At 39.4% G+C, this 26,898-nt stretch carries 25 protein-coding genes, 1 tRNA gene and 1 pseudogene; 17 read left to right on the top strand and 10 right to left on the bottom strand.

Annotation, left to right across the window (positions count from 1 at the left end):
• Positions 1 to 25 precede the first annotated feature (25 nt).
• From IGK61_RS12260 to IGK61_RS12215, 10 genes are all read left to right on the top strand, one after another.
• Positions 26 to 577: a Gp15 family bacteriophage protein gene (locus IGK61_RS12260; RefSeq protein WP_438844876.1), complete on the top strand. Its 552-nt coding sequence runs from the start codon at positions 26 to 28 to the stop codon at positions 575 to 577.
• The gene (locus tag IGK61_RS12255; protein ID WP_438844875.1) at positions 570 to 3,290 is read left to right on the top strand and encodes a phage tail protein; all 2,721 of its coding nucleotides are present in this window, start codon (positions 570 to 572) and stop codon (positions 3,288 to 3,290) included. Before IGK61_RS12260 ends, IGK61_RS12255 begins: the two co-directional genes overlap by 8 nt.
• Complete coding sequence (locus IGK61_RS12250; RefSeq protein ID WP_438844874.1) at positions 3,287 to 4,777, top strand: distal tail protein Dit; 1,491 nt, start codon at positions 3,287 to 3,289, stop codon at positions 4,775 to 4,777. Before IGK61_RS12255 ends, IGK61_RS12250 begins: the two co-directional genes overlap by 4 nt.
• Complete coding sequence (locus IGK61_RS12245; RefSeq protein WP_438844873.1) at positions 4,777 to 8,472, top strand: hypothetical protein; 3,696 nt, start codon at positions 4,777 to 4,779, stop codon at positions 8,470 to 8,472. The genes IGK61_RS12250 and IGK61_RS12245 overlap by 1 nt, the downstream gene beginning before the upstream one ends.
• 13 nt (positions 8,473 to 8,485) lie before the next feature.
• On the top strand, positions 8,486 to 8,689 hold the full coding sequence (locus IGK61_RS12240; protein ID WP_438844872.1) for a hypothetical protein: 204 nt from the start codon (positions 8,486 to 8,488) through the stop codon (positions 8,687 to 8,689).
• Between the two features lie 55 nt (positions 8,690 to 8,744).
• Positions 8,745 to 9,188 carry a phage holin family protein gene (locus tag IGK61_RS12235; RefSeq protein WP_438844871.1) on the top strand — a complete coding sequence of 148 codons (444 nt, stop codon included), beginning with the start codon at positions 8,745 to 8,747 and terminating at the stop codon, positions 9,186 to 9,188.
• 38 nt (positions 9,189 to 9,226) lie between these two features.
• Positions 9,227 to 9,481: a DUF5960 family protein gene (locus tag IGK61_RS12230; RefSeq protein WP_438844870.1), complete on the top strand. Its 255-nt coding sequence runs from the start codon at positions 9,227 to 9,229 to the stop codon at positions 9,479 to 9,481.
• 1 nt (position 9,482) lies between these two features.
• Positions 9,483 to 10,298 (top strand): N-acetylmuramoyl-L-alanine amidase, encoded by an 816-nt coding sequence (locus IGK61_RS12225; RefSeq protein ID WP_438844869.1) that lies wholly within the window; start codon positions 9,483 to 9,485, stop codon positions 10,296 to 10,298.
• A 685-nt stretch (positions 10,299 to 10,983) separates the two neighbouring features.
• A complete protein-coding gene (locus tag IGK61_RS12220; protein WP_438844868.1) occupies positions 10,984 to 11,946 on the top strand; it encodes a hypothetical protein in 963 nt (320 codons plus the stop codon).
• Positions 11,918 to 12,391, top strand: a complete 474-nt coding sequence (locus tag IGK61_RS12215) for a hypothetical protein (protein ID WP_434237991.1) — start codon at positions 11,918 to 11,920, stop codon at positions 12,389 to 12,391. The genes IGK61_RS12220 and IGK61_RS12215 overlap by 29 nt, the downstream gene beginning before the upstream one ends.
• Before the next feature lie 18 nt (positions 12,392 to 12,409).
• On the opposite strand, the pseudogene IGK61_RS12210 reads toward IGK61_RS12215, so the two are convergent.
• From IGK61_RS12210 to IGK61_RS12200, 3 genes and pseudogenes are all read right to left on the bottom strand, one after another.
• A pseudogene (locus tag IGK61_RS12210) lies at positions 12,410 to 12,706 on the bottom strand (hypothetical protein).
• Positions 12,600 to 12,866 carry a hypothetical protein gene (locus IGK61_RS12205; protein WP_438844867.1) on the bottom strand — a complete coding sequence of 89 codons (267 nt, stop codon included), beginning with the start codon at positions 12,864 to 12,866 and terminating at the stop codon, positions 12,600 to 12,602. The pseudogene IGK61_RS12210 and the gene IGK61_RS12205 overlap by 107 nt, the downstream one beginning before the upstream one ends.
• Positions 12,866 to 13,219, bottom strand: a complete 354-nt coding sequence (locus IGK61_RS12200) for a hypothetical protein (RefSeq protein WP_438844866.1) — start codon at positions 13,217 to 13,219, stop codon at positions 12,866 to 12,868. Before IGK61_RS12200 ends, IGK61_RS12205 begins: the two co-directional genes overlap by 1 nt.
• A gap of 664 nt (positions 13,220 to 13,883) precedes the next feature.
• Between IGK61_RS12200 and IGK61_RS12195 the strand changes: the two genes are divergently transcribed.
• Complete coding sequence (locus IGK61_RS12195) at positions 13,884 to 14,093, top strand: hypothetical protein (RefSeq protein ID WP_005237189.1); 210 nt, start codon at positions 13,884 to 13,886, stop codon at positions 14,091 to 14,093.
• A gap of 61 nt (positions 14,094 to 14,154) precedes the next feature.
• Here IGK61_RS12195 and IGK61_RS12190 read toward each other — a convergent pair whose 3' ends face one another.
• From IGK61_RS12190 to IGK61_RS12175, 4 genes are all read right to left on the bottom strand, one after another.
• Positions 14,155 to 15,957 (bottom strand): glycerophosphoryl diester phosphodiesterase membrane domain-containing protein, encoded by a 1,803-nt coding sequence (locus IGK61_RS12190; protein ID WP_074535998.1) that lies wholly within the window; start codon positions 15,955 to 15,957, stop codon positions 14,155 to 14,157.
• 172 nt (positions 15,958 to 16,129) lie between these two features.
• A complete protein-coding gene (locus IGK61_RS12185; protein ID WP_005229140.1) occupies positions 16,130 to 16,729 on the bottom strand; it encodes a TVP38/TMEM64 family protein in 600 nt (199 codons plus the stop codon).
• Positions 16,730 to 16,917: 188 nt separating this feature from the next.
• Positions 16,918 to 17,388 carry a threonine/serine exporter family protein gene (locus IGK61_RS12180; protein WP_016608602.1) on the bottom strand — a complete coding sequence of 157 codons (471 nt, stop codon included), beginning with the start codon at positions 17,386 to 17,388 and terminating at the stop codon, positions 16,918 to 16,920.
• Complete coding sequence (locus IGK61_RS12175; RefSeq protein WP_074535996.1) at positions 17,385 to 18,143, bottom strand: threonine/serine exporter family protein; 759 nt, start codon at positions 18,141 to 18,143, stop codon at positions 17,385 to 17,387. The genes IGK61_RS12180 and IGK61_RS12175 overlap by 4 nt, the downstream gene beginning before the upstream one ends.
• A 278-nt stretch (positions 18,144 to 18,421) precedes the next feature.
• Between IGK61_RS12175 and IGK61_RS12170 the strand changes: the two genes are divergently transcribed.
• Both IGK61_RS12170 and IGK61_RS12165 read left to right on the top strand, forming a co-directional pair.
• On the top strand, positions 18,422 to 18,988 hold the full coding sequence (locus IGK61_RS12170; RefSeq protein ID WP_010749693.1) for a TetR/AcrR family transcriptional regulator: 567 nt from the start codon (positions 18,422 to 18,424) through the stop codon (positions 18,986 to 18,988).
• Positions 18,989 to 19,072: 84 nt separating this feature from the next.
• Positions 19,073 to 19,160, top strand: a tRNA-Ser gene (locus IGK61_RS12165).
• A gap of 214 nt (positions 19,161 to 19,374) precedes the next feature.
• Here IGK61_RS12165 and IGK61_RS12160 read toward each other — a convergent pair.
• Positions 19,375 to 20,034 carry an Ltp family lipoprotein gene (locus tag IGK61_RS12160; protein ID WP_074535995.1) on the bottom strand — a complete coding sequence of 220 codons (660 nt, stop codon included), beginning with the start codon at positions 20,032 to 20,034 and terminating at the stop codon, positions 19,375 to 19,377.
• A gap of 228 nt (positions 20,035 to 20,262) precedes the next feature.
• On the opposite strand from IGK61_RS12160, the gene IGK61_RS12155 reads away from it, so the two are divergent.
• A complete protein-coding gene (locus tag IGK61_RS12155) occupies positions 20,263 to 20,451 on the top strand; it encodes a hypothetical protein (RefSeq protein WP_074535993.1) in 189 nt (62 codons plus the stop codon).
• A 59-nt stretch (positions 20,452 to 20,510) separates the two neighbouring features.
• On the opposite strand, the gene IGK61_RS12150 is transcribed toward IGK61_RS12155, so the two are convergent.
• Positions 20,511 to 20,660 (bottom strand): hypothetical protein, encoded by a 150-nt coding sequence (locus IGK61_RS12150; protein ID WP_005229155.1) that lies wholly within the window; start codon positions 20,658 to 20,660, stop codon positions 20,511 to 20,513.
• Between the two features lie 466 nt (positions 20,661 to 21,126).
• Here IGK61_RS12150 and asnB point away from each other — a divergent pair, with 466 nt between their 5' ends.
• Entirely contained in the window at positions 21,127 to 23,022 is a 1,896-nt protein-coding gene (asnB, locus tag IGK61_RS12145) for an asparagine synthase (glutamine-hydrolyzing) (RefSeq protein ID WP_010749664.1), read from the top strand.
• A gap of 51 nt (positions 23,023 to 23,073) precedes the next feature.
• On the opposite strand, the gene IGK61_RS12140 is transcribed toward asnB, so the two are convergent.
• On the bottom strand, positions 23,074 to 23,877 hold the full coding sequence (locus IGK61_RS12140; protein WP_005229159.1) for a Cof-type HAD-IIB family hydrolase: 804 nt from the start codon (positions 23,875 to 23,877) through the stop codon (positions 23,074 to 23,076).
• Between the two features lie 261 nt (positions 23,878 to 24,138).
• Between IGK61_RS12140 and IGK61_RS12135 the strand changes: the two genes are divergently transcribed.
• The gene (locus IGK61_RS12135) at positions 24,139 to 25,578 is read left to right on the top strand and encodes an NCS2 family permease (RefSeq protein ID WP_005237180.1); all 1,440 of its coding nucleotides are present in this window, start codon (positions 24,139 to 24,141) and stop codon (positions 25,576 to 25,578) included.
• Positions 25,579 to 25,679: 101 nt separating this feature from the next.
• The gene (locus IGK61_RS12130) at positions 25,680 to 26,885 is read left to right on the top strand and encodes a multidrug efflux MFS transporter (RefSeq protein ID WP_005231893.1); all 1,206 of its coding nucleotides are present in this window, start codon (positions 25,680 to 25,682) and stop codon (positions 26,883 to 26,885) included.
• Positions 26,886 to 26,898 lie beyond the last annotated feature (13 nt).

The raw sequence follows: 26,898 nt of genomic DNA, 5'->3' as shown, positions 1-26,898 counted from the left end.
GATCTAGATGCGGTTGAACGACCCATTGACCACTGAAATTGAGTTTGAAGGCAGTGTGTATCAGCTAGATCTGGCTTTTGATAATGTCTTGGATGTTTTAGATGCCATCTCTGATAAATCTTTGATGGCTTGGGAAAAGGTTGATTTGGCGATCAATCTCCTTGTAGGTGAATCTAATCTTACCTTCGAGAAACAAATGGAGCTTTGGGAGTTGATTCTGAATCGACATATCCAGATCGGGATTCAAGAGAAAGTGATTTATGACTTAGAAGGCAATCCTATGCCAACACCTAAATCATCTAGCGATAAGAAAAGTATGGACTTGGTCCAAGATGCTAAGTACATATATGCTTCGTTTCGTCAAATCGGCATTAATCTTTTTGAAGAGCAAGGGAAAATGCACTGGGAAGAATTTCAAGCTATCCTAGAAAGCCTTCCTGATGACACAATTCTTCCAAAAATTGTTCAAATCCGCAACTGGTCGCCTAGCAAAGGTGAAAGCGAAAAGGAAAAAGAGCGCATGAGAGAACTGCAACTCAAATACTCCTTAAACAAGGAGGTGAATGCTGATGGCTGATGGAAAAATTGTTATTGATGTTTCAGTCAATGATAAAGAAGTTAAAAGCGCTAGAGATTCTATTGAAAATTTAGCAGATTCTGCAGAACAGTCTGGATCAAGAATTGGAACAGGATTAAAACTTGTATTAGGTGCGGCAGTAGCAACAGTAACTGCCGCTGGAGTTGCTTTAGGTAAAACAATCTCATCTGCTATTACAGAGGGAGCGGACTTACAGCAATCTCTTGGTGGCATTGAAACATTATTTAAAAGTAGCGCTGGAACCGTTAAAAAGTATGCTGATGAAGCATATAGAACTGCTGGTTTATCAGCTAATGCCTATATGGAAAACGTCACTAGTTTTAGCGCGAGTCTTTTACAGTCCCTTGGTGGAGATACAGCAAAAGCTGCTGATGTAGCTAATATGGCTATGATTGACATGTCTGACAATGCCAACAAGATGGGTACTAACATGCAAGACATTCAGAATGCTTATCAAGGTTTTGCAAAACAAAATTATACGATGCTTGATAACTTGAAGCTTGGCTATGGTGGGACTCAAGAGGAGATGAAGAGGCTACTCGCAGATGCACAAAAATTAACTGGTGTTAAGTATGACATTAATAATCTCAGTGATGTATATAATGCTATTCATGCTATTCAAGAAAACCTTGATATTACCGGAACTACTGCAAAAGAAGCTGCAGAAACATTCAGCGGATCATTTGCTGCTATGAAAGCAGCAGCTTCTAATGTGTTAGGTAAAATGGCTTTGGGCCAAGATATCCTACCAGCACTCAATGCTTTAGCAGAAACTACTTCTACCTTTTTGCTTGGGAATTTTTTACCAATGGTAATCAATATTTTGAAAGCATTGCCTGAAGCAGTTGCAACTCTTTTTGCAAGTGCTGGTCCTATGATTTTACAAGTGGGAAAAGAATTTATAGGTAATCTAGCAAAAGGGATGAACGGTGATTCTCCAATTAATTCTGGTTCATTTTTGTGGATAAAAGATGCAATTAAATGGATTAGTTTGGATTTGCAAAATCTTTCTCTTCAGATTCAAGATAGAGTCGGGAAGATAAAAGCGGTATTTCAAAGTGTTTTACAAGGAATACAGTCGACCATTACAAAGCTATCAGCAATTATTAGTGGCTGGGCGACGGCAATATCGGCAGTGCTATCTTACGCTATACCGATAGCAATAGACATTATACTAGGTGTATTCGATAAACTGCAGCAATTTTTGTTGCCGCTATTTGATACCATTGTAGATGCTTTTTGGACTGTTAGCTCAACCGTTACAGAGGCGATTTTGAATAATGTAGTACCAGCGTTACAAAATTTCATGGACTATATTAGTCAAAATAAAGGCGTCATAGATTTGCTAACAGGAGCAATTGTCGCAGTAGGCGGCGCGTTCCTAGCGTTCAAAGGGTACCTCGCTATTACTGATTTAATCAATAACGTAAAGGGTGCGATCGATACACTTAAAGTAAGTTTTGGCTTACTCAAGACTGCAATGGCTGCCAATCCGTTTGGGCTGATTGCGTTAGCTATCGGTGCGCTGGTTGGGGTTATTATCTACCTATGGAACACTAACGAAGGCTTTAAAAATGCCGTTATAACAGCATGGAATGCTATACAAGCTTTTATGCAGCCGATAATAACCGCTATTGTCTCCTTTGTTCAGTCGATATGGGGCGGGCTTGTAACCTGGTGGAACGAGAATCAGCAACTGATTTTAACGACTGTTCAAACAGTTTGGGGAGCTATTCAAGTAGCATTTTCAATTGCTTTAGGTGCAATTCAACTTATAGTTACAGTTGTTCTTACAGCAATTCAGAATTTTTGGAATACTTGGGGATCAACAATTACAGCAATCGTTAAGGTTATCTGGTCTGCAATCAAAGCTACTTTTCAATCATCGCTTAGCACAATAATGGCTGTTGTTAGCGGTGTAATGAACCACATTCAAATAATAATAAATACAGTTATGGGCGTTATTCAAGGGATTATCAAAGTTATTACTGGCGCTATAAAAGGTGATTGGTCCCAAGTATGGGAAGGCATTAAGCAGGTAACTTCTTCGGTTCTTGAAGGAATAAAGAATACTATTACAAATGTTTTAGAAACTGCGAAGTCGGTTGTTTCTGGGAAAATCGATGCTATCAAAGGATTCTTTAAAAGTATCGGAGATATAGATCTATTTTCAATAGGCCAAAATGTTATTCAAGGATTAATAAATGGAATCGGATCGATGGTAAATGCTGTAAAGAATAAAATATCAGAAGTTGCTGGAGGAATCAAAGATAAAATCACCGGAGCCTTGGGTATTCACTCTCCTTCTAGATGGATGAGAGATCAAGTAGGGAAATATATTCCTCAAGGTATTGCAATTGGTATTGAAGCCGACGCTGGAAAGGCTGTAAAGGCTATGAACAAACTTTCTAGTGACCTAATGCGTAACGTGACACCAGAATCTGCTCTAGGCGTGGGAAATATTGGGAATACAAGTTCTTTAAATCAGATAATAAATACTAGCTACATCACAGGTAATTCAAATAGTGGTATGATCGATGCTATTGTAAAACTGGCCAATCGTCCTGCTGTATTCAAACAAGAGGTAGACAAGAGGGAATTCTCTAGAATCTTCGCTGAACCAATTAACGAAGAACAAGCGACATCCGAATCTTTTAAAAACATGCTGAATGGGGTGAAACCGAAACAATGACATTTTCTGTAAAATTTAATGGATACGAACTGGGAGAATATATCGATATATTACGAGGATTCACTCCATTTGTTGGTGCAAATTGGCAGCCATCGATATCAGAAACAGAAGGAACTCCTAGAGGATCTGATTTTGAATATACAACATATAAATCTAAAGTGATACCGATGCCATTTATCATGAGAAATGATTTAGGCAAAAAGTATGATGATTTACAGCGTATTTTAAATGTTACTGAACCTAAACCTTTAATATTTGGTAATCTTCCAAATAGAGTTTTCTATGCAATTCCAAAAGAAACACTCAATTTTGATGAAATAGTGTTCTTAGGTAAGGGGACTATTAATTGGCTGATTCCAGAAAGTATCGCTCGATCAACTACTGTCCAACAATTTCCAGCAACATTAAATTCGGAAGGAATTCTCGAAGCGACTGTATCAAACAACGGATCAGAATCTGCATGGTTAGATTATGATATTCATATGAACTATGAAAACGGCTATATTGGGATTGCATCTGAGTATGGCGCTATTCAACTTGGAAAAGTTGATGAAACGGATACTGTTCCTGCTGAAAAGTCGGAATGGTTAGTAAACGCGATTGGTTATGATGCATTAAATACCTGGACAACTAATGCTGGTTTTGTACCATTTAAACCATCAGATTTTGTCGCAGGTGGTTCGTGGAGACCGGAGACAAACAAAGGCCAATCATATCTGAGTTGGGCAAATCTTGGAACAGGCTCTAAGTACCATGGTGTAACAAAACAGTTACAACTGCCTGCCGATAGTCATGGAGAGGTCGGAGTTAGTGACAAGTGGGCTCTTCAATTTAAACCTTGGTTTGCGAATACACAAATTGAGGGTGGAGGAGTACAGGCAATTATCTTGGCTACTGCAGATGGAAAATATCGGACAGGCATTATGATCCAAAAAGATCGCCGATGGAATAATAACTTCAAAATGATTGTGTTTGATGGTGGACTATCAAACGAAGGAGCCGCAACTACCAAATTTACTTCCAAGTATTTTGATTTAGCAGAAGCTAAGAACAAATTTACAGCTTGGGATAGTGGCATGTTCGAAATTTCCAAAAAAGGAAAGCAAATTGTCATTAAGTTTCCAGATGGAGGCACACATACAATTAATGATTCCGATGATTCGATTAACTATACAAATGTGACAATCATGTCTGCTGCACATGGAAGCAGCACTCCTTTACGAAATATGGGGTGGCTTTATGTCAAGTTAAGAAAAGATAACGTGTATTATGACAAAGATGTTCCAAATCGTTTTGCAAAGTCAACGGATGTTTATATTGACGGTGAAGCGGGAAAGGCTTATGAGAATGAGAAACCAATTGCACATGTAATCGGTAGCAATTTCTTTCTTGTACCGCCAGGAGAAACAAAGATTCAGTTTTCTTATTCAGACTTCAGCGATCCAAGACCTGATGTTGTAGTAAGTATGCGAGAGGTGTATGGATGATGACAGAGATTCCAATCATAGCGGTAAAGAGTCAGTACGATCAAGTACTGGCTTTTTTTAATAATGCAGCACCAAAGGCGATGCATTTCAAAAACGATCGTCTCCACGAATATGTCAAAGGAAATGCTAGTCAGTTCACATTTAAAACTGCAGCAAAACATTCAGATTCTCAGTATCTTGTTGAAGGCAATAAACTTGCTTTTCGATGGAAAAATAAAGACTATGACTTGAATATTGTCAAAGTTGTTAGAGACGAAAAAGTCGTTGAGATCACAGCTTATTCAACTATGTTTGAACTTCTGTACGAGACTCGGAGAGAATATACCGGAAATTCAATGACTTTCGAACAGTATCTAAATGTTTTTGATCCAGAGCATGTTCTTGCTGTAGGAGTAAATGAAGTTTCTTCAGCTAAAATTTCGAATAAGTGGGAAGGGACCCAAACAATCCTTGCCAGATTGTTTTCTTTAGCAACTGTATTCTCAGCAGAGCTTGAATTCGTAACAGAATTGAATGATGACTATACCCTGAAACAAGTTACCTTGAATGTTTATAAAGAATATTCTGATGGACACAATCAAGGGATAGGTCAAAATCGTTCAGATGTCATATTAAAGTATGGTAAAGGAATAACAGGTATTACTAAAACCTCTGATATAAGTGATGGTATCTATACCGCTATATTGGCTTATGGAAAAGACGGTCTTTCAATCAACGACATCGAACGTAATTGGTACAACGAAGATGGCAATCTGGAATATTTCACACGAAAAGGACAACCAAGAATTTATGCCCCATTAGCTAGAGATAATTTTCCATCCAACTTATTTGCCAGTGAAAATGAGCGCTATATTGGTTATGAAGCGGATGATACCGAGTATACTTCGCAAGAAGCTTTACTAGGATATATGCTTTCTGAACTCAAAAAGCTAAGTACACCAGAAGTGACCTATGAAATTGATGGAAAATTCGATGTGGATGTAGGGGATACGATCATAGTTGAGGATGACGGCTATAATCCTACATTATATTTATCTGTACGTGTGGCTGAAACTGAAAAGAGTCTCTCCAATCCATCTATCCGTAAAGCAGTTATTTCAAATGTAAAAGAATTAAGCTCTGAAATCGATGCTTCGCTGTTAGCACAGGTTCAAGCTTTAATTGAAGCGAACAAAACATACAACTTCGAAATCCTTACAAGCAGCGGAATCGTATTTAAGAATGGATTCGGCAGTACCACATTAACTGCTCGTGTTAGAGATGGTATCAAGGACGTAACAGACACCTTTAGTCTGAAATGGTATAAAGATGGTATTTCGTTTTCAAATACCAAGACAGTGACAATCAATGCTGCAGATATCGAAGAAAAAGCAGTCTTTCGTTTTGAAGTAGCAGATGATTCGGGGAATGTGCGTGGTGGCGCTGAGGTGACAGTCACTAATATTGACGATGGACAACCAGGAGAACCAGGCGAAACATACTACCCACATCGTGGATATTTGATGGCAGATGGGACGTTTACCAAGGTTTATCCGAATGAGAATTTACTTTCAATTTCTAGATTCGAAAAAACTGCTTCTAGGGAATTTGTAAATGATTCCAGATGGGATTTAGCTCCTATATTTGAAAAATATGGTATCGGGATTGAATATACAATATCGTTTGATTTGAAATCTGCCGTTTCAGGTCCGATACAAGTTTATTCTCAAAACGGATCTGGAACTAAATACAATATTGGAACAACTACAGTCCAAGCAACAACTGAATACAAACGCTATAGTGTGACGGTTACTCCGCAACTACAAACAGGAACAACTATGACCCAAGCGCTCTTGGCATTTTACGGGGTATACGATAGTGGACGTATACCAACTATTAAGAATGTTAAGGTTGAGTTGGGGAAAGTTGCTACTGCGGATACATCTTCGCCTAGTGAGAATTATAGTGCAGCATATCCTAAGTACGAAGGATTCTATTCAGATACGAATCAAGTTGGGTCTGATAATCCTGACGATTACAAACCATGGACACCATTCATGGGACCACAAGGGGGACAAGGCCCCAAAGGAGATTCAGCACCACTCATTTCTTTATCAGGAGCAACACAAGCGATCACAGTTGATAAAGATGGAAAGATCACTCCAGCTTCTAGTTTTGCGGTGACCGGAACTGCAGTGAACACCGCTATCTCAAATTGGACGTATAGTCTAAACGGTGGCAATTTTGGTTCAGCTGTTCCTACAGGAGTTACTCGATCAGGTAACATTGTGACGATCGATCCTACAAAAGCTGTATTTGATACGTTAACCATCAAGGCGGCAGATGCGACTGTGAGCGATGTATTCACCATTTCTAGAATCAAAGACGGTGGAGAAGGGCCTTCTGGCTCAGATGCTTATACTGTTTTCCTTACGAACGAATCCTACACCTTTGCCGGATCAACAACTTCAGCATTGGCTGGCTCAACAACAACAGAAGTGATCGTATATAAAGGCATCAATAAAATTACGCCTACTAGCATTACTGTAGGGACTAAGCCGACAGGACTCTCCTCTAGTGTGAGTGGATCAATAATCACATTAACAGCTACAACTGCATTAGTATCAAAAAGCGGTATTGTACCGATCACAATCATAGCTGATGGCAAAACATTTACGAAGCAGTTTTCTTACGCTCTATCTTTACAAGGTGGAAAAGGCGACCCCGGAGATCCCGGCAAAGGGGTTGCTGCAGAAGAAATCAGCTATGCTATTTCTCAAGATGGAACAACTCCGCCAACGTCTGGATGGTCAGGGACAAGACCCACACCTAAAGCGGGATGGTATATGTGGACACGTACCAGATTCAAATATACGGACAATACCTACAGTGCTTATTTCTATCTTGTCGCTCAACAAGGCAAAGATGCGATCGTTATCTCTGATACAGCACCTGCCAATCCAACAAAAGGAACTTTATGGCAAGATAGCAGCGTTGTTCCTCAGATCATTAAAGTATTTGACGGCACTGCTTGGAGTATGTGGGGGATGCCTATTGATAACTTACTTGCTACCAACATTCTTTCTGAGAATGGGGTGTTCAAAAGGTTAGAAGGAGCAGAGATTGTAAATACATTTTCCTATACAGATTCTGGTGTAACTTATACTGGAACTACTACTATGAAAGATGGGAATGTGACTATCTCACGAACAGGTTCAGACGGATCAACTTGGACGACCACAATGGATCGTGTACAAGGGTTTGTTGATACCTACAAATCTGGTCCTTCAGCACCTTCTAGAGTTACTCAATTAGGGCAAGGAAAATTATATATGGTGGAAGCTGGTGTGGGTGGCTACCTTCCTGCAGCAGCTTTAAACCCTGCAAGTTGGACAAATTTATCTTATGCATCAGGATTTACAACAGCAGAAAATAACCCTTGTCAGTATCGGAAAGTTCAATTAGTTGACGGATCTTGGGAGTTGCAACTTAGAGGCCAGATTAAGCCGACTTCTGGTGATTTTAGTACATCAGCCTCACCAACAGGAGGAATATTACCTGCTGGATTTAGACCAACAAGGAATGAACTGGTACCCGCTGCGGATAGCACCAAAAGAGGTGCTCGGGTAGTTGTATTGGCAACTGGGGAAATCCAAATCAACACACCAAATGGAGGAAACTATGTTTCCTTTGGTGGGATAAGAATTGCATTGTAGAGGAGGAGAGACTATGTTTCGATGGACCAGCATTAGCCCCGTTTATTCAGCAGACGGGACAATTTTGGAATACAACATTGCTGTAGATGCACAAAATGATCAAAGGGAATCTGCGTATGGACAAATTACTGTTAAACCAGAAGATCTTGATCTAAGTGAAATCAATCGTGTTTCTAAAGCAAAACTCATTGAAATGTTAACAGAGGAGCAAGCATAGTGCTTGCTCTTTTTATGTTGCTAATTGTCAAAAATAGAAAAGGAAAGTGAGATATATGGATATGAAAATGTTGTTATGGGCACAGGAAATGATGAAGGATGAATACGGGAAAATTGTGATTTGGCTGGTATTTATTTTGGTTCTAATGGCGATTGATGTATTGACTGGCTTTATTCAAGCTTACACCAATCATGATTTGAAGTCAGGAAAGATGAGTACTGGTTTGTTGAAGAAATTCGCCTTGCTCTTGGTTATGGTAGCAATCGTTCCTTTAACAGTGGTGTTGCCTGGTATTGTTTCAGTCACCGTGATCATTAGTGTTTACACCTTAGAAATGGTAAATGAATTGATTAGTATCTTGGAGAATTTAAACAAGCTAGGTGTTGGAACAAATATCTTTGATCCTATTATGAAACGATTAAAAGTAAATAATGAAACTCCGACTGAAGAAAAACCAGACTATGGTGATGGACAGGAGTTCACAAAAAAGAAGGAGTAGCCACTGGTTGCTCTTTTTAACTTGAAGGGATGATGAATATGAGAAACAAAGAGAATTTTATAAGTGACTTTGAAAAAGTTGCTAACGAGCAAACACTTCGAACGGTTGATCCAGTAGAAGATGCTTCACATGCAATGAATCAATCAAATGAACTTAAATATGTACTTCCAACTGAGTTCAGCAAAACAGGCAAGGATGAATCCTTCATTTTCGCGAAGAATCTGCGTGAAAAGACGGGTTCTGATTTAGGCGAAGTATTAGAAGATTATTTTTATGTAGGAAGAGGTGAATAGAATGGCGTTTAAAGATTCGCATGGTGGTCATTGGGGATTAAATATGATGGATCCTGGTGCTTTAGGCTGCGGATATAAAGAAGCTGAAATTGCACATAAAATAAATGAGCTGATGCGCTCTTATACTGGTGCACCGGATACTTCAGATTATAAAGCGACCTCAGTCAATCAAAACTTGGGTAATATTGTGACGAATATGAACAACTTTCCGGGAGATTATCATATTAGCAATCACTTGAATGCTTTTAATGGTACTGCGAACGGTGTCGAAGTTTGGTATTGGGCGGGCGATGAATCGGCTAGACAAATGGCAGAAAAAGTCTCTGCTACTATTGCCAAAGTAACCGGGCTATTTAACCGTGGTGCAAAAGCAACTACTAGCTTGTACGTTATTCGCAACTCAAATGGGCGCACATTACTTATTGAATGGGGCTTTATTGATAATCTGGGTGACATGAATAAGTTGCTTCCAAATCTTGATAAGGCAGTTCAAGAAGTTGTTAAATTATTTGGATATACGATCAATTCAAATAATCAAGAATCAGTAATCAAGGATACACCAGAAATCGAAAAAATCTTAGGAGGAATTGGCATGTTTATTTATTGGCAACCACAAGCAAAAGGAAATATCAGTGATGGATATGGCGTATGGGGGAATAAACGATTTCATCTGAACAATGATGAAAAAGTCAAACACTTTAGAGCGATGGTACGTAATGCAACAGGTGCAGCTTGCAGGGAATATCGTTGGCCTCGTGGGAGTGAACAAATCAAAACTGTAGAAAGTTTTACAGAGCTTCAAAAAACAGTAGTTTAAAAAATAGCCCGCTAGGGCGGGCTTTTACATAAATCATATTCGTTTTACTTGCAATAACCAACTTTATCCTATAGATTAGTAGGTGCGTGCAATACTTTACGAGGAGTATTAGGCGGTAATGCTTGGGGAAGTGTGCCTAGTACTCCTCGATTTTTTTATTTTAGCATTATTTCAATGTAATAGATATTCTTGATTAGAAAATCGTCATAAATTGGTTGAGTTTAATTAATAAAAGTTGTAATGTAGACTCATACCAACCAATCCAATTTTTCATTTGTTTACTCTTCTTTTAGTCCACTCTATCATAACTAGGGTGGACTTTTTGTTGAAATAAAAACTATGTTCTTGTAGAATGGAATCATAGCCTTGACCGGGGCTATTTCATTTTATATCTTTTTTCAGGCCCACTCTCCTTGAGGGTGGGTTATTTTTGAGCAAATGGTTTGAACGATTTAGAAATAGTTCATATAATTAAATCACCTTATAAAAAACTTTTTCATCTAATTGTGCCACTCCTCCCCAGGAGTGGTTGTTTGTTGTTGAAATAAGAACTTATGTTTGGTACAATTGGAATGTGATCTTCTTATAATCATATCTGCTGTGGAAGTCTTAGAAAACGCTTGTTTTTGAGACTTCCTTTTGGTTTAATTTAGTTAGCAGATAAAAAAATAAGGAGAAAACAAATATGGAAAACAGAGACGCAAAAGTTAATTTTTTTAGACTGACCCCCGGAAGAAAAGGTGGTATAAATGAATTTAGAGAAGTGTTAGAATCGACTTTTACAAATTTTGAAACAAGAAAATGGAGCAAAATACCTACTTTAAGGATAGACAGTGATGATTATTATATACAAGCTATGCAAAAAAGAACTCTCGAAGAAAAATTTCATGGAGAATTTGTTTATTATTGGTTGATAACAATTTCTCGGGTAAATTTTGATCAAGAAATCGTAGTTGCAGATGTATCTAAAACTATTGATGAGAGAAGACGCGAGATCGAGCATGAAGAGAATGAAGGAATTGTTGTTGACACTCAAATAATTTTTGATCCTTTCAGAAATATCCTTGCAGTTTATGCCAGAAGAGGTACTATAAATACCTATGATTTAAGAAGATTTATATGTAAATTAGTTGATGTTAGAGGATTACAATTTGAAATCGTATTAAATAAAGATGGCTATAATAGAATAGAAAAACTTGATATAGTCGACCAAATTTCATATAAAGTAGCAAGCCCAGATAATTTTAAATCGTATAAGGATGATACTAGGGATGAGTTTGGTGATTTTAAATTTGCTAAACAAGCCAAAGGAGAAGAACTATATGTGGTTTTAAAGTCTAATCAATTGTCAAAACCTAGCATTAAGAAAAAGGTCAAAGACTTAATGACTGTCGATAATCTTGAAATTAAGGCTTTAAAAGTTGATGGTATTGCCGATGGAGTTACAGATAGTATCGATTTAATTAAGAATAAATTAAATTATTCAGGAAAGATTTTTTTTGAAAAGGAAATTGATGATCAGGCTGCTTACGGATTATTAAACAACGCATTTGATGTACATTATGATTTTCTAAAGACAAAATTTAAAATATCCCGCATTGAAAGTGAGGAAATACAGAATGAAGAAAGGAAGAATGAAGCGAAATAAAGTTGTGCTCATAGTTGGAATTGCAGCAATTTTGGCGGGGGGGATATTTAAAATTAGTCCTTCAAAAATTAACAATTTTACTGACATAATGTCTGCTTCTCTATCTTTTTCGGCGTTGGCAACAGCAATGTTTCTATCAAGTTTCTCGCTTATTCCAGCTTTTTCAAATTCAAAGTTTATAAACGCATTAAAAGAATTAGGTACGGATATAAAAATAATGGATAGATTGTTAATATCTACATTAATTTTTTTTATCAGTTCATTGATGACTTTTATACTACTTTTTTTCGATTGTAATTCTAACTCTTTGATTGCAAATATAGTAACTACACTTTGGATTTCTTTTACATCAATGGGATTTGCTAGCACATTTTACGTTATTGCAATCTTAATTAAAGGTTTTGAGCATTATTATGAGTCGCAAGTCGAAAAAGATCATGAATAAATCAAGTATAAAAAGACCCTAGCGAAAGCTAAGGTCTTTTTTCATTGTTTCAAATTCAATCATCATCTTCGTTTTGCCAATGACAGTGTACTTCTTCACAACAAACTACTTCCGATCGTTAAACTCACCAGCAACCACAATTTGCATTCCCTCATCTACATCGGCTAGGAAGTTTAAACTATGCGCTGCAATCAAGCAGTTAACTCCATCAAGCGAGAACCGCACCAAAGGGGTCTTGCTCATCTTCAACACTCGTATCTTCGAAACTACACCCTTCAATGATTTCACATTGATCGCCTCCGTATTTTTGCACATAATAATGACAATCAGTTTTGACTAATTTGACGGCAACATAAAACTCTACACAGCGAGTTCCAAATAAGTACTCCTGAGATTCAGAAATCGAATCCGGAAACTCTTCAAGAAACTTGGAGTAGGAGATGTAGCCCTGCTCATATTGACTGATTATGTTCATTACACATCAAACCACTTTTTCTCAGAAAAGAAATCTATGTTTCGAATTTCACCATATTCTATGAGGGTGGATCCGATGTAGATTCCCAGATCGTTATGACCAGACAGAAACCCGGTTATATCAGGCATAAATTTTCCCAACTGAGTATAATTTAGTTGCACGGCTAACTTTTTGTGTTTAATAAGCGCTTCTTGAAGAAACTTTCCTATTTCTTCTTCATCCATTTCTGGTTTAGGAGGGCATACATAAGCTAACTCTTTGTCAACTCTATCAATATCAGTTGTATGTTCAGATAAGAAGAATCCTATCCACTTTAATTTTTTACGATCCTCATAAGGTTTAATCATTCCCATAATTATCACTCCTTACGAAAAAGTATACGAACGTTTGTTCCCTATGTAAAGCGAACAGAATTATAAATTTAAAATTAGAATCGATAGAAACATCTAAAATTTCTGGTGATAGTTTTGGTGATAGTGAATCTAAATATAAGAAAAGTTAGAAACAAAAAACACTAATAAAAGTACTGCTATTAAAAGGTTTTGGTAAATGGGAAACAATAGGAAATGGGGAAGAGGTACAAGAAAAACATGTTCGCCTTACTTGGCAAACCAGGTTTTGAAGATCTTGCAAAAGAATTGAACGAACGTCTATAATTCGATAAAGAAACGCCTTGAGCCAGTCTGATTGGCTCAAGGCGTTGTTTTATTTTCGCATTTGTTGTGTTACTAGATCGTTGGTCCAATAAATCAGCGGTCTTCTTTTAATCCCCAAAGCAACGCAGCAGACAATAGTCCAAAGATACAGGTTTGAATAATTGGCATTTGACTCATCTCCTTTTGATTTCCTTTAGTATAAAATGCTTTTTAAGAAGTCGCACGAACAAAGCAGTGGGTTTCAACGAACGAAACTGTCATTTTTTGGTGACAAATGCGTGATGAATTGAAATAAAACGTTTTCAATTCGATGCTTTTTTGTTATTATATCTTTAAGAAAGAAAACGGTTGAGGTGAGGATATGGAGAATATTACGATCGGTGAAAAATATGTCTGCCAACCTGTCGGGGCGAGCAAGCCTGTGATTGGTGTGGTGGAAAAACTATACGTACATACGGCGTTGATCGTCGTTTCAAGTTATGAAGAAGAAGATCAAGCACAAGTAGAAGCTTGTAATCGTCGGATGATCGTCAGTTTCAATAAAATTTGTACGCAAACGAACGTTGCCTAACCAACTAGCAAAAAATGCTGCTCAACGGAACACCGTGAGCAGCATTTTTCTTCGTGTGAGATCAGCCAACGCCGATCACAAAATTCAATAGTTTGTCTGAATAAGTCATATCTTCTTCCGTCACACTCAACTCTTCATTTAAGATCCCCATCTGGTCAGTAATGATCCCGTCCACCCCGTAAAAACGCATCCGGCTGATAGTATCCGCATCATTGGGGGTCCAAACGAACACTTCCTTGCCATCGGTTCGGGCAGAAGCGATGAAGTTGCGGTTGATCGTACTGTATTCCATTGTCAGAAAATCGGCACTAGTCAGTGGTGGCCCCACGACATTGAAGGGCATGATGTATCCTGACGTCAATTCAGGTGCTTTATCTTTTAATTCTTCAACCACTGTATAGGAGAGGCTTTGCATAATATGACCATTTGTAAGGAGGTCCTCTTGATATCTTGCTAAAAAGGCATTTACAAGTTCCTCGGTATCTTTTCGCTGCGTTTTGATCTCCACCAGCAGTTTTTGGTCCAATTGGTTGGCAAGCGCCAAGTATTCATCAAAGGTTGGAATACGTGCTGTCTGATTGTTTTCCGAAACCGTCAGTGATTCGGCGTAACTCAAAGGCAATTGCTCTGGTTTGCCCTGACCACCTGTCAACGGACGGTAAGAAAAATCATGATAAACAATAAAATGACCATCACCGGTTTGCTGGACGTCCATTTCAATGTAATCCGGTTGGTACTTCTCGCTAGTAAAGCGTAGTGCTTCAAGAGAATTTTGGACCCCTTGTCCGTCGCTGACCCCTCGATGGGAGATCGTTACCGGATGGATTGAAGCAGCTGAAGTCAGATAGTTCATATTATATAGACTAACACCGACACCGAAAAGCACCGTTACCAAGGTAAACAACGAACTTTTTAGACCTAAGAAATGACGCTGGTTCAATGGTTCTTGGTGGAACCATGAAGGAATCTCTGGTAAAAAGCCTTCATCATCCATGAAATCAACGATGATGTAAAAAATGGCTACCGTCGATAAAATGACATTCAGTAACAAGATAAATTGCAAGAAAGTCATAATAAAAACAGCACTATACAACGCATAGTCCGGTGTAACAACTTCAATCACCGCCTGAATGGTAATCAGCAAAGTGAAGCCCAGTGTTGAAATCAACAAGATGCTACCACCGATAAAGACAAATTGTCCAACGATGGCAAAAAAACGTCGTTTTGTTACTTGGAGGCTTTCTTTGATCGCTTTTCGAAAGGGCAGATCACGTAATATCATTTCTGGCAAGGCAAAGATCACGCGAATCCCCAAGTAAATCAACAAAACATAAACCAACAGCACTGCCCCGATGATCAAGACACGGTTGGCAAAAATGAAATCCATGATAAATGCGGGAATTTTGATTTTTGCGAGTAAATCAGAATTAAAACTCAACCCACCGATCGGTAAAATCAGTAAGAAGTAAAACAGGAAAAATAAAAAGGTCATCGGCCGTAATTTACGCAACTGCAAAACAGTCATCCGTAACAATTGCCGCAAGCTGATCGGCTGTTTCTTTTTAATAAAATAGACACTTAGCAGCAAAAAAGTAAACTCAAAAAAGACGGCTAATAAAATCAAAAGTAAAATCAGTGTTAATGAGAGCAGCACGACTGGGTGGTCGGTAAAGATACTGCCGATATTATCAAAAGAAAGGTAAGGCAAGCCCCCGCGTTTTAAGACGAACTTGGTGGAAGCCGATAAGATTGGGATCACTAAGAACAACAAAGCACCGTGCATCAGTAACACATCACGGAAGTAGGCGTTGCTGTCTTTCAAAAAATCCCAAGTGTTGACTAAGCTGTTTTTTAAATAATTCATGGTCGTCATCCTAACAAAAGTAAGTATTTTGGTTCCTATTTATTCTAGAAAGGCGGAAAAAAAGAGTCGAACAGTTTCAGAAGCACATTCGCCACAGGTATAGATCCCTGTATGAAAAGCAGCTCCTTCATGTTCGGCTCAATGAATTGATCGTTTTTCTTACCTATTTTTCTTATCCGCCTAACAAACCAGTTAAGAATGTTCCACCATAAATCAAAGCCATGCTGTACAAGAAAATTGAAGCAGGTTTTGCCAACAAAATAATCAACGTAAATTTCTTCACTGTCATGTTGGTCAAGCCAGCCATTAGACAAAGGGCATCATCTGGGGCGACTGGTAGAAAGATTGCAAGGGCGAAAAGTTTTTCAAATCGGCTTTGGTTATCTAACCAGCCAATATATTTATCGTAAGTCTTGTCACTGATCATACTTAAAATGAATGGTTTACCGTATCGTCGGCCTAGCAGGAAAATAATGACAGAACCAATACTGATTCCTACATAGTTATAAACGAATCCTAGATAAGGACCGAAAATCAAGACACCCGCAGCGCTGGAGACACCACCGGGAATGATCGGGATCACTACTTGCAAGATCTGCAAAAGGATAAAGACGATTGGTCCTAAGATAACGGAATTTCCAACTAGACCTCGCAGTGCATTAATGTCTTTGAAAACACCTAGATTGATAAAATAGATCGTTAATGCGATAGATAAACCTAAGCCAATAATAGAAATCGTATTAATGATACGACGAGAAGTTGCTATGCTCACAGGACTTCATCTCCTTTATGTTTCATAATCCCACTATACGGGGTGAGACCAGAAAAATCCAGTAAAACAAATGACAAACGTCAAACAGTTTTGTAAGGTATGCCTTTATTATAAAAGAAGTCCGAAAAGAAAACATTGTACTAAAGTCTGAAATAAGAAAAATTTATAGTTTCTGCGCACCAATAGTTTCAGGAGATTTTTTTATCTGAGGGATGTTTTTTCGTTCGCTTCATTTGCCAACGATTAACGATCTTTTCAACCACACTCGTCATCATGAAGCCTCCAGCGATCGCCCCAGCGGTGATGACAACGATCATCAGATTTTCAAAGCCGACAAAGTTGTCGCCCAAAGCGAATTCTCGAACGGCTTTGTAGGCAGGACCACCCGGTACGAGAGGAACGAGGCTAGGAATGTTAAAAATGATCATGGGCATTTTTTTTCTGCGGGAAAAAAAGATGCTGACGCAACCGACGGCAAATGCGGCTAAGAAGTTGGCGCTTCCTAGACCGTAGCCAATCGTTTTCAATGACCAATAGATCATCCAGCCAACCGTTCCAGCGATGCCTGTTGCAACTAAGGCTCTTTTAGGAATATTGGTCAAGATACCAAAGGTCACGGTGCTTAAAAAGCTAAAGGAAAGGTGAATAAAAATCGTCATGAGATCCCTCCAAATAAGGTGAAGACCGTGGCGATGCCAACACCGATCGCGGCAGCTGTGAAAATAGCTTCAGTTCCCCGAGCAGTCCCACTGATGAGATGGCCTGCCAAAATATCCCGAAAGGAATTGGTGATCGCTACACCAGGAACTAAGGGCATGACGGCACCGATAATCAAATTATCGACGTTTTGTGCGACATGAAGAAAGACCGCTAGAAGAGACAAAGTGCCGATCAGTAAAGAGGCGCAAAACATATCCAAAAAGCGGATATCGATGACTTTTTTGACCCAATAGGCGCATAAAAATCCCAGACAGCCAATGACAAACGTTGCTAGAAAATCAAACCAAGCACCGCCGAAAATAATCATTAAAGTACTGCTGACCACGCCCGCACTAAACACCTGCAGCCAATAAGGAAAACTTGGTGTCGTTGGATTGACCTTTTTTAATGCCTCGTGCAGTTCCACTAATGAGATTTTTTTTTCAGCATAGGCACGGGACAATCCGTTGACGGCAACAATTTTTTCGAGATTGATGACTCGATCATGAACATTTTCTACTTGTGCATAGTGGCTACTGCGTAAGCCCATAAAAAGTCCAGTTGCTGTTACATAACTAATGCTGCCTTGCTCCCCGGCATTTGCTGCAATTCGATTCATTGTATCTTCCACTCGATAGACTTCCGAGCCGTTTTCCATCATGATTTTTCCTGCCAACAAACAGGTCTCCAATAATAGCTCTTTTGATTCAGCCATTTCCAAACTCCTTTTTCAATCGAATTTGCGCACTACATTCTTAGTGTACAATTTCAGCGAGTTTTCAACAAGGAAGAAAAGTAGATTTGAAAAATAACTAGCAGTCAATGCGTAGGATTTTTTGTGATAAATGAAAGGAGAAGCACTTCTTTTAATTAGTAAACATTCGTTTTTAATGAACAAAGTGAATAGAAATAAGATAACGGATGGAGTGTTTTATTTTAAAAAAATGAATATCTCGGTTACAATTAAATAAATATAAAAAGGGGGATTTATTGATGCGAAGGAAGGTCTATACAAGAGAACACATTTTGAAGGCCGCTTATGAACTGATCAATAGAGAAGGTTTTGGCAATTTTACGGCCCGGAATATCGCTAAGCACATGGGAATTTCTACTCAACCGATTTATCTTGAGTTCGAAAATATGCAGGACTTAAAAAATACCTTGGTGGAGGCTGTTTTCAAAGATTTATCGGAAAATGTTTTTCCAGTTGTTCGAACAGGAGACAAACTTGTTGATTTAGGCCTGAATTATATACGCTTCGCTCAAGAGCAGCACAATCTCTACATCGCCCTTTTTATCGACGACTATGGCGGTGGGAAATTGATGCATGATTTTTCATCGACCTATTTCAAATCCTTGATCAAATCAGAAGAAAAATATGCGGATCTTTCAGAAGATGCGGTAAATGCACTACATAATGGCGCATGGATCGTTGTGACTGGTTTGGCTTCCTTAATGTCGGCGGGTATCATCACACCCACCGATGACCAGATCATCAAAATCATCAACGAGACCATTGAAGGCGTAATCGAAAAGAAAGATAGCTACATCTTCGATTAAAGAACAAAAAATCTGCATCCCATTACTTATTGGGTGCAGATTTTTCTTGACATTTTTAATAAAACTAGCGAAAATAACTGTTATGGAGAGTTGGCAGAGTGGTAATGCAGCGGACTCGAAATCCGCCGACCCGGTTCATCCCGGCGCGCAGGTTCAAATCCTGTACTCTCCTTATATCAACGCTTTGGAGCGTTTAGCCTATCTTTCGAGATAGGCTTTTTTGTTTGTTGTGGGCAGAAAAATGGGCCGAGAAGCTAACTGACTGCCGAGTTTGCTCGATGACCATCTGAAAAACCCTCAGCTTACACTCAATCGGGAAATCAACAGAAATGTACGCCAATTCGCTGGACCCTTTTTTCTTGTGGTGCGGCAACAAACGAAAAGAATCAATCGGGCAAACGCGCTAAGGCGTATTCAATTTGTTCAGAAGTAAAGCCTTCAAAGGAAAGTTGGCTCGCCACACGCTCATCTGATAAGGATAAATTTTGCGAGTAGCGAATTGCTTTTTTCAAAGCTTGCTCGTTCCAATCGGCATCCACGGTGGCTACGGCAAAGTCTGCTGCGCTCTCAGAAAAATCTTCATAGAGTAGTTGACGTTTCAAGCTCGACTGAGAAAACGCATTGCTGGATAAGTATCTTTCTGCACGATTCAGTGCATTTCTTTCTTCACGAGAAAGTTGAGGTGTATGTTGCTCGTTGTTTGCGGGTTCTTCTTGTTGCGCGCTGCTTGCTTCGTTGTTGCCAGCTGTTTGTTCTCCTTGTGGTTGTTCCATGGAAGCAGTGGCATCGCCAAAGGATTCATTTTTCCTTGCTTCGTTACGTAAAGAAAGGCTGAATTGCGCAGTGATGCTATCGAAAGACGTCACATCTTGGTAGAAGGACAAGCCACCATACGAAAACAAGACAATAAAGGCGGAAGCGACAATGAGAAAAACATTTCGATCTCGTTTGTTTTTTTGAGTTATCAACCCAATATAAAATAAGATAATGCCAAAAATGAAACCGATCAAACCGATAAAAAACAAACCAGCGAAAAATGTAGCCATAAGCATCCCCCCTAATAAAACAGTTTCCTAAAGTTAATAGTACTATGTCTGGAATCAGAAAACAGATTTGTCTTTTCATGAATAGAGGAAAAGAATGATTTGACAAATGTAACGTGTATGCTATTAATGGATCATTCATATGTATTAAAGAAGTGACGCTCAAGAATTACTGGTAAAATCGCTAGTAAACGAAATGAAAGTATGGTTGTATCAGTAGGAGGGAAGAAGATGGATTTTCAAGAAAAAGATTATTTTATGCGTTACACAAAAGTTGCGGCACAGGGATTGAGCAAATTTATTACGCAAGGATCTGTTGATGAAATCTTACAGCTAGATGAACAGCAAAGTGGACAGAAGCAAAAAGCGGATACTGCAAAAGACAAAAGCGAGCCAAAAAACAAGAAAGCACCTAGCTAATTTTTTCCTTAGCGAGGTGCTTTCAGTACGAATCGGTATCCTTCATTTGGATAAACTCCTTATGCAGTTTTTTTCAATTCTTGTACAGCTTGCTCGATCGTAATTCCAGTCGCAAAATGATTCGCATCTTTTTTATCGAAAACGATAAATAAATTCAATTTGGTATCCAGAGTTACACGATATTGTAGATCTGTGTTATAGAATGTCATAGTCATTCTCCTTTCTTAAAACTTGTCATTGAAAGGCAACGGTTAGTTGATAACGAAATTCCATAGTTAGAATAACACTTTTTTTCACATTCGTCCAATAAAACTATCAAACGAACGAATCTGACTGATCCTTTTCAAGAAATCAATGCCTGAGAATGGCAGCAAAAGAAGTTTCCTGGAGTCAGTAAATTCGGGAAAAGTATCTTTGTATATTTTCAGAAAAATAGAATTCATAAAAAATTTCTTAAGAATTTTGAGGATAGCTATTTTCTTAGATAACAAATTTGTAAGATTGAGAGTATGAGTTGGTTAGAAACCTTGATATCATAAGGTTTATCTCCAAATTATGTTTTGTGCAAAAATATATTGATTGTATTTTTTTGGAAAAGAGATCGTATCTCTTGAATTCTATGGTATGATTTACTTTAGAAAAATGAAAATGGATTATGAAAACGGATGTGAAAATATGTGCGGAATTGTCGGCTTTGTCAATTCAAAAGACCAAAAAGAAATCATTATTGAACGCATGATGGACCGGATCGTTCATCGCGGACCAAACAGTTCAGGAAAATTTACCGACGACCAAGTAGCGTTAGGGTTTCGTCGTTTATCGATCATCGACTTAGAAGGTGGCTCACAACCGATTTTTAACGAGGATCGAACAAAAGTCATTATTTTTAATGGGGAAATCTATAATTTTCAAGTGTTGCGGGAAGAATTGATCCAAGCGGGTCATGTTTTTTCTACCCATGCGGATACCGAAGTAGTCTTACATGGCTATGAGGAGTGGGGCATTGATGTTTTGCAGCGCCTGCGGGGAATGTTTGCTTTTGCCATCTGGGATACTCAAAAACAAGAGCTTTTCGGCGCACGGGATCACTTTGGGATCAAACCATATTACTATGCGCAAATGAATGGCAGTTTTATGTTTGGTTCTGAAATCAAGAGCTTTTTGCCTCATCCAGATTTCAAGAAAGAGTTGAACCAAGAGGCGTTGAAACCTTATTTGACGTTTCAATACTCGCCTTTGAACGGAGAAACCTTCTTTAAAGGCGTTCATCGTTTGCAAGAAGGGCATTATTATTTGTTTAATGAACAGGGATTGACGATCAAGCAGTATTGGGATGCAGATTTTTCAGTGAAAGAAAATCATTCAAGAGAAGAATGGGTCGACAAAATCGATCAAGCAGTCCAAGAATCAATTGCCGCTCATCAAATCAGTGATGTTGAAGTCGGCTCATTTTTATCCAGTGGTGTCGATTCAAGTTACGTAGCTTCTGTCTTGCGACCAGATCGCTCGTTTTCAATCGGGTTCGATGACAAAACCTACAACGAAGCGATCGAGGCCCGCAAATTGACGGAAAAACTTGGTTTGAACAACACAGCAGCGGTCATCGATGGTGAAATGTCCTTTGAGGCATTCCCGTTGATTCAGTATCACTTGGACGAACCAGATTCTAACCCAAGCTGTGTCCCTTTGTACTTTTTAGCCAATCTGGCAGCACAGCAAGTGCGAGTCGTTCAATCTGGGGAAGGGGCAGATGAATTATTTGCCGGTTATGCTGCTTATGGCTTCCACACAAACTCTAAAGCGGTGCGCGTTTTTGCCCAAGGGTTGAAAAAATTGCCACAAAACATCCGCTTTCGTTTGGGACGTCAAATCGGCAAAATGAAAAACTTCCATGGTCGAATCCATCTTTATGAAGCAACGGCACCTGCCCAAGACTTCTTTATCGGGCAAGCACTGGTCTTTGAAGAAGAGGAAGCACTGCAGCTTTTAAAACCAACCTATCAAAAAGGACCCTCTGTTGCTGAAATCGTTGCGCCTCATTATGAGAAAGTCAATGGTCTCAAAGACGAGGTCAATAAGATGCAATATTTGGATCTTCATCAGTGGATGCCAAAGGATATCTTGTTAAAAGCAGACAAAATGTCCATGGCGAGTTCCTTGGAATTACGCGTTCCTTTATTGGATATTGAGATGCAAAAGCTGTCGCAAACAATCCCGACGAAATATTTGATCAATCAAAACAACACCAAAGATGTGTTTCGACAAGCGTCAAACCGTCATTTGCCAAAAGAGTGGGCAAACCGTGAAAAACTCGGTTTTCCTGTACCTATCAAGGCATGGCTGAAAGAAGGAACAGGATATGAAGCAGTCAAGAGCCTTTTTGAGTCAGACTTTGCGGCAACCTTCTTCGATCAAACAGCCATTTTACAAATGCTTGAAGACCATCGCCAAGGAAAACCGAATCTTCAGCGAAAAATCTGGACGATCTTTACGTTCTTGACCTGGTATAAAGTATTCTTTATTGATGAATCGATTCCAGAAGCCAAAGAAATCGTTTATGAAACACTTTGATTTGAATATGGCAGAAAAAAAGCTGATGCGGACATCCCGCATCGGCTTTTTTTATAGACCTAAATATTTTTCCAAGTAATCGACCATGCCATCTTCCGCATTGGTTTTGTCGGTAACATCATTGGCGATCGATTTTAATTGTTGCGTGCCATTCGCCATGGCAACGCCCCAACCCGCATAATCCAGCATCTCCAAATCGTTGTGTTCATCACCAAAAGCGATGATATCTTGTCGATCCAAAGACAAAGAATCCGCGATCACCGAAAGACCAAGTGCTTTATGGACCCCTTTTGGTACGATCTCTAAGATAGCTTGAGGTCCGCCCCATGTTCGAACATCGACCGCATCGTCGAATTGATCCTTGATACGTAAAGAAACAGATTCTGCTAATTCATTTTCGGTTTTCACCAGTAATGAAGTGGGGTCCGTTTTTAAATTTGCTAATAGATTTTTTTCGGAAGCATTGCCCGAAAAGAAAAAGTGCTGATCAAATCCGCTTAGGTCATCGATGAAAAAGGTTTCGCGATTTTCTGCTGCCACAAACGTCAGCCCCAGCTGCTCTTTTTGCGCCATGAGCTCAAACGCAATTTCTCGAGAGATCGAGTGCTCCATTTCATTTGCCCAGACTTGTCGAGGTTTATGGACTAACCCACCGTTAAAATTGACCATTGGTGTTGTGAGCGCCAATTCTTTATAGAATTGATCGCTCATACGAAAAGGTCTTCCTGTAGCGATGGTAACAAAGTGTCCCGCTTTGGTGGCGCGAACCAGTACCTCACGTGTGCGAGGGGAAAGTTGGGATTCAGTATTTAAGGTTGTGCCATCTAAATCAATGGCGATGATTTTTGGTTTCAAAAGACTCGCTCCATTCTCTTATGGTAGTGGCTTAAGTGTAACATATTTCTGTCATTTCACAATACAAGTAAGTTTTCGATAAGTTTTCATAATATTTACAAAGCAAAACACGAACATTAAACGTTTTTGGTTAGTTTTATTCGGAAAAAGGTTTGAAAAGCGAAAATTATTCCCTTATAATTTGTAATTGTTCGATGAAAAGCGCAATTATTCATTTTTTCTTTTCATAGAAACGATTAAAGTTCAGGAGTGAAACATAACATGGAAAAGTTTTTCAAATTAAAGGAGAATAAAACGACGGTTTCCACAGAAGTGATGGCTGGGGTCACCACCTTCTTCGCGATGAGTTATATTTTGTTTGTGAATCCGACGATTTTATCTGCTGCAGGCATGCCGTTTCAAGCTGTTTTCTTAGCAACGATCATCGCTTCAGTGATTGGTACCCTGATCATGGGCTTATTTGCAAATGTGCCTTACGCGCAAGCACCTGGAATGGGCCTTAATGCATTCTTCACCTTTACCGTCGTTTTTGGTTTGGGGTATACGTGGCAGCAAGCATTAGCGATGGTTTTCATCTGCGGCTTGATCAACATTTTTATCACGGTCACTCGTATCAGAAAAATGATCATCCATGCGATTCCAGAAAGCATGCAGCATGCAATCGGCGGCGGGATCGGGATCTTTGTGGCTTATGTAGGGATCAAAAATGCCAACTTGCTAAACTTCAGTGCAGACACTGCGGCAGTGACGGGTTCAGTTGTCGACGGTGAGACGATCGTGAGTGCCAATTTTAATGGGGGGATCGTCCCAGCTTTGGCGAATTTCAATAATGCACCTGTTTTGTTAGCAGTGATTGGTTTAGTAGTGACTACTTTATTAGTGGTGAAAAATGTTCGTGGGGCAATTATTTTTGGTATTTTAGGAACGACGATCATCGGTATTTTGATGGGTGTGGTGGATTTAAGTGCCATTGATTGGCACGGGAACTCATTAGGAAGTTCCATCAGCGAACTAGGCATCACATTTGGCGCTGCGTTTGGCTCTGAAGGAATGGGCTCACTATTCAGTGATTCTGCCAAAATCCCTCAAGTAATCATGACGATTTTAGCGTTTAGCTTATCTGATGTCTTTGATACGATCGGTACCTTTATCGGGACTGGACGTCGTACAGGGATCTTTTCGAAAAAAGATGAAGAAGCGGTTGAAAACAGTAACGGGTTGAACACGAAGATGGATAAAGCCCTTTTTGCAGATGCCGTAGCCACTTCTGTAGGTGCCATCGTAGGGACCTCAAATACAACGACTTATGTGGAATCAGCAGCTGGTATCGGTGCTGGTGGACGCACGGGCTTGACTTCTGTTGTAGTGGCAGCACTCTTTGCAATCAGCAGTATCTTTTCTCCACTGATCTCAATCGTTCCCGCACAAGCGACAGCACCAGCGTTGATCTTAGTTGGGGTAATGATGATGGCTTCGTTTGCAGACATCAAGTGGACCGATCTAGAAGAAGCAGTTCCCGCTTTCTTCGCGTCTATTTTTATGGGCTTGTCTTACAGTATTTCCAATGGGATCGCTGTTGGTTTCATTTTCTACGCATTAGTGAAAGTAGTGAAAGGAAAAGCCAACGAAGTGTCTCCGATCATCTGGGTCGTCAATGCGTTGTTTATCCTAAACTTTGTCATTTTGGCTTTGATCAGTTAAGTTTAATGAAGAAAATCTTTCTGTATGTTACCTGCAGAAAGATTTTTTTATTTGATTATTACTCACGATACGGTATAGTATTTGTGAAAGAAGGTTTGTAAATGAAGATTGATTGGAAACGAAATCTACTGATTTCATGGGTAGGTTGTTTTTTTACGGGTGCCAGTTTTAGTCTTGTCATGCCATTCATTCCCTTATATATAGAAGAGTTAGGCGCTCCAGAGAGTCAAATTGAGTTGTTTTCTGGATTAGCAATCTCAGTAACGGCGTTTGCGGCGGCTATCATTGCTCCAGTATGGGGAAATCTAGCAGATCAAAAAGGTCGTCGCTTAATGATGATTCGCGCGGCTGCGGGGATGACAGTGACGATGGGGTCTTTGGCTTTTGTACCGAATGTCTATTGGTTGTTGATCATGCGTTTCTTTACCGGAATTTTATCGGGGTATATTCCCAATGCGACTGCATTGATTGCTTCGCAGGCGCCTCGAGAAAAAAGCGGTTGGGCGCTTGGGACATTGGCTACAGGAGCCATCGCAGGGAATTTGATCGGTCCATCGATGGGTGGGGCGTTGGCGCAATGGTTCGGCATGAAAAATGTTTTTATCATTACTGGTGTTGTGCTGCTAATTACGCTCTTGCTTACGATTTTTCTCGTTCAAGAAGATTTTGAGCCGGTTGAAAAGGGCGATTTGCTGTCCATCAAAGAAATTTTTGGTCAAATCAAAAATATGCAGTTGCTTGTCGGTTTGTTTATTACGTCACTGATTTTACAGCTAGGTGTAACGAGTATCAGCCCGATCCTTACATTGTATATTCGTGATCTAAGCGGGAACAGTGGCAATATTTTGTTTGTCAGCGGATTGATCGTCTCTGTTGCTGGTGTTTCGGCAATCATCTCTTCGCCATTTTTAGGCAAAATCGGTGATCGTTACGGCAATCACAAGGTATTGTTAGGCGGTTTATTGCTGTCATTTTTCTGTTTCATTCCGATGGGCTTTGTCTCCACACCGTTTCAGTTGGGCGTGCTGCGCTTCTTGCTTGGTTTTTCGACAGGTGCGTTGATGCCGTCGATCAACACACTGATCAGCAAGATCACCCCGATGGAAGGGGTCAGCCGCATCTACAGCTACAACCAAATGTTCTCTAACTTTGGACAAGTGTTAGGTCCGATGGTCGGCTCAACGGTGGCAGCTGGCTTTGGTTATCCCGCCGTCTTTTGGGTAACTAGCGGGTTTGTACTGATCAATATTTTTATCTCAGGATTTAATTTCCGTAAAAGCTTGCGTAAAACGGACATCAGTGAATAGTTGAAAAGAAAAA

The organism is Enterococcus sp. AZ063 (assembly GCF_051715045.1).
GTDB classification, from domain to species: domain Bacteria; phylum Bacillota; class Bacilli; order Lactobacillales; family Enterococcaceae; genus Enterococcus_D; species Enterococcus_D casseliflavus.
This window is presented reverse-complemented; position numbering and strand designations above follow the sequence as displayed.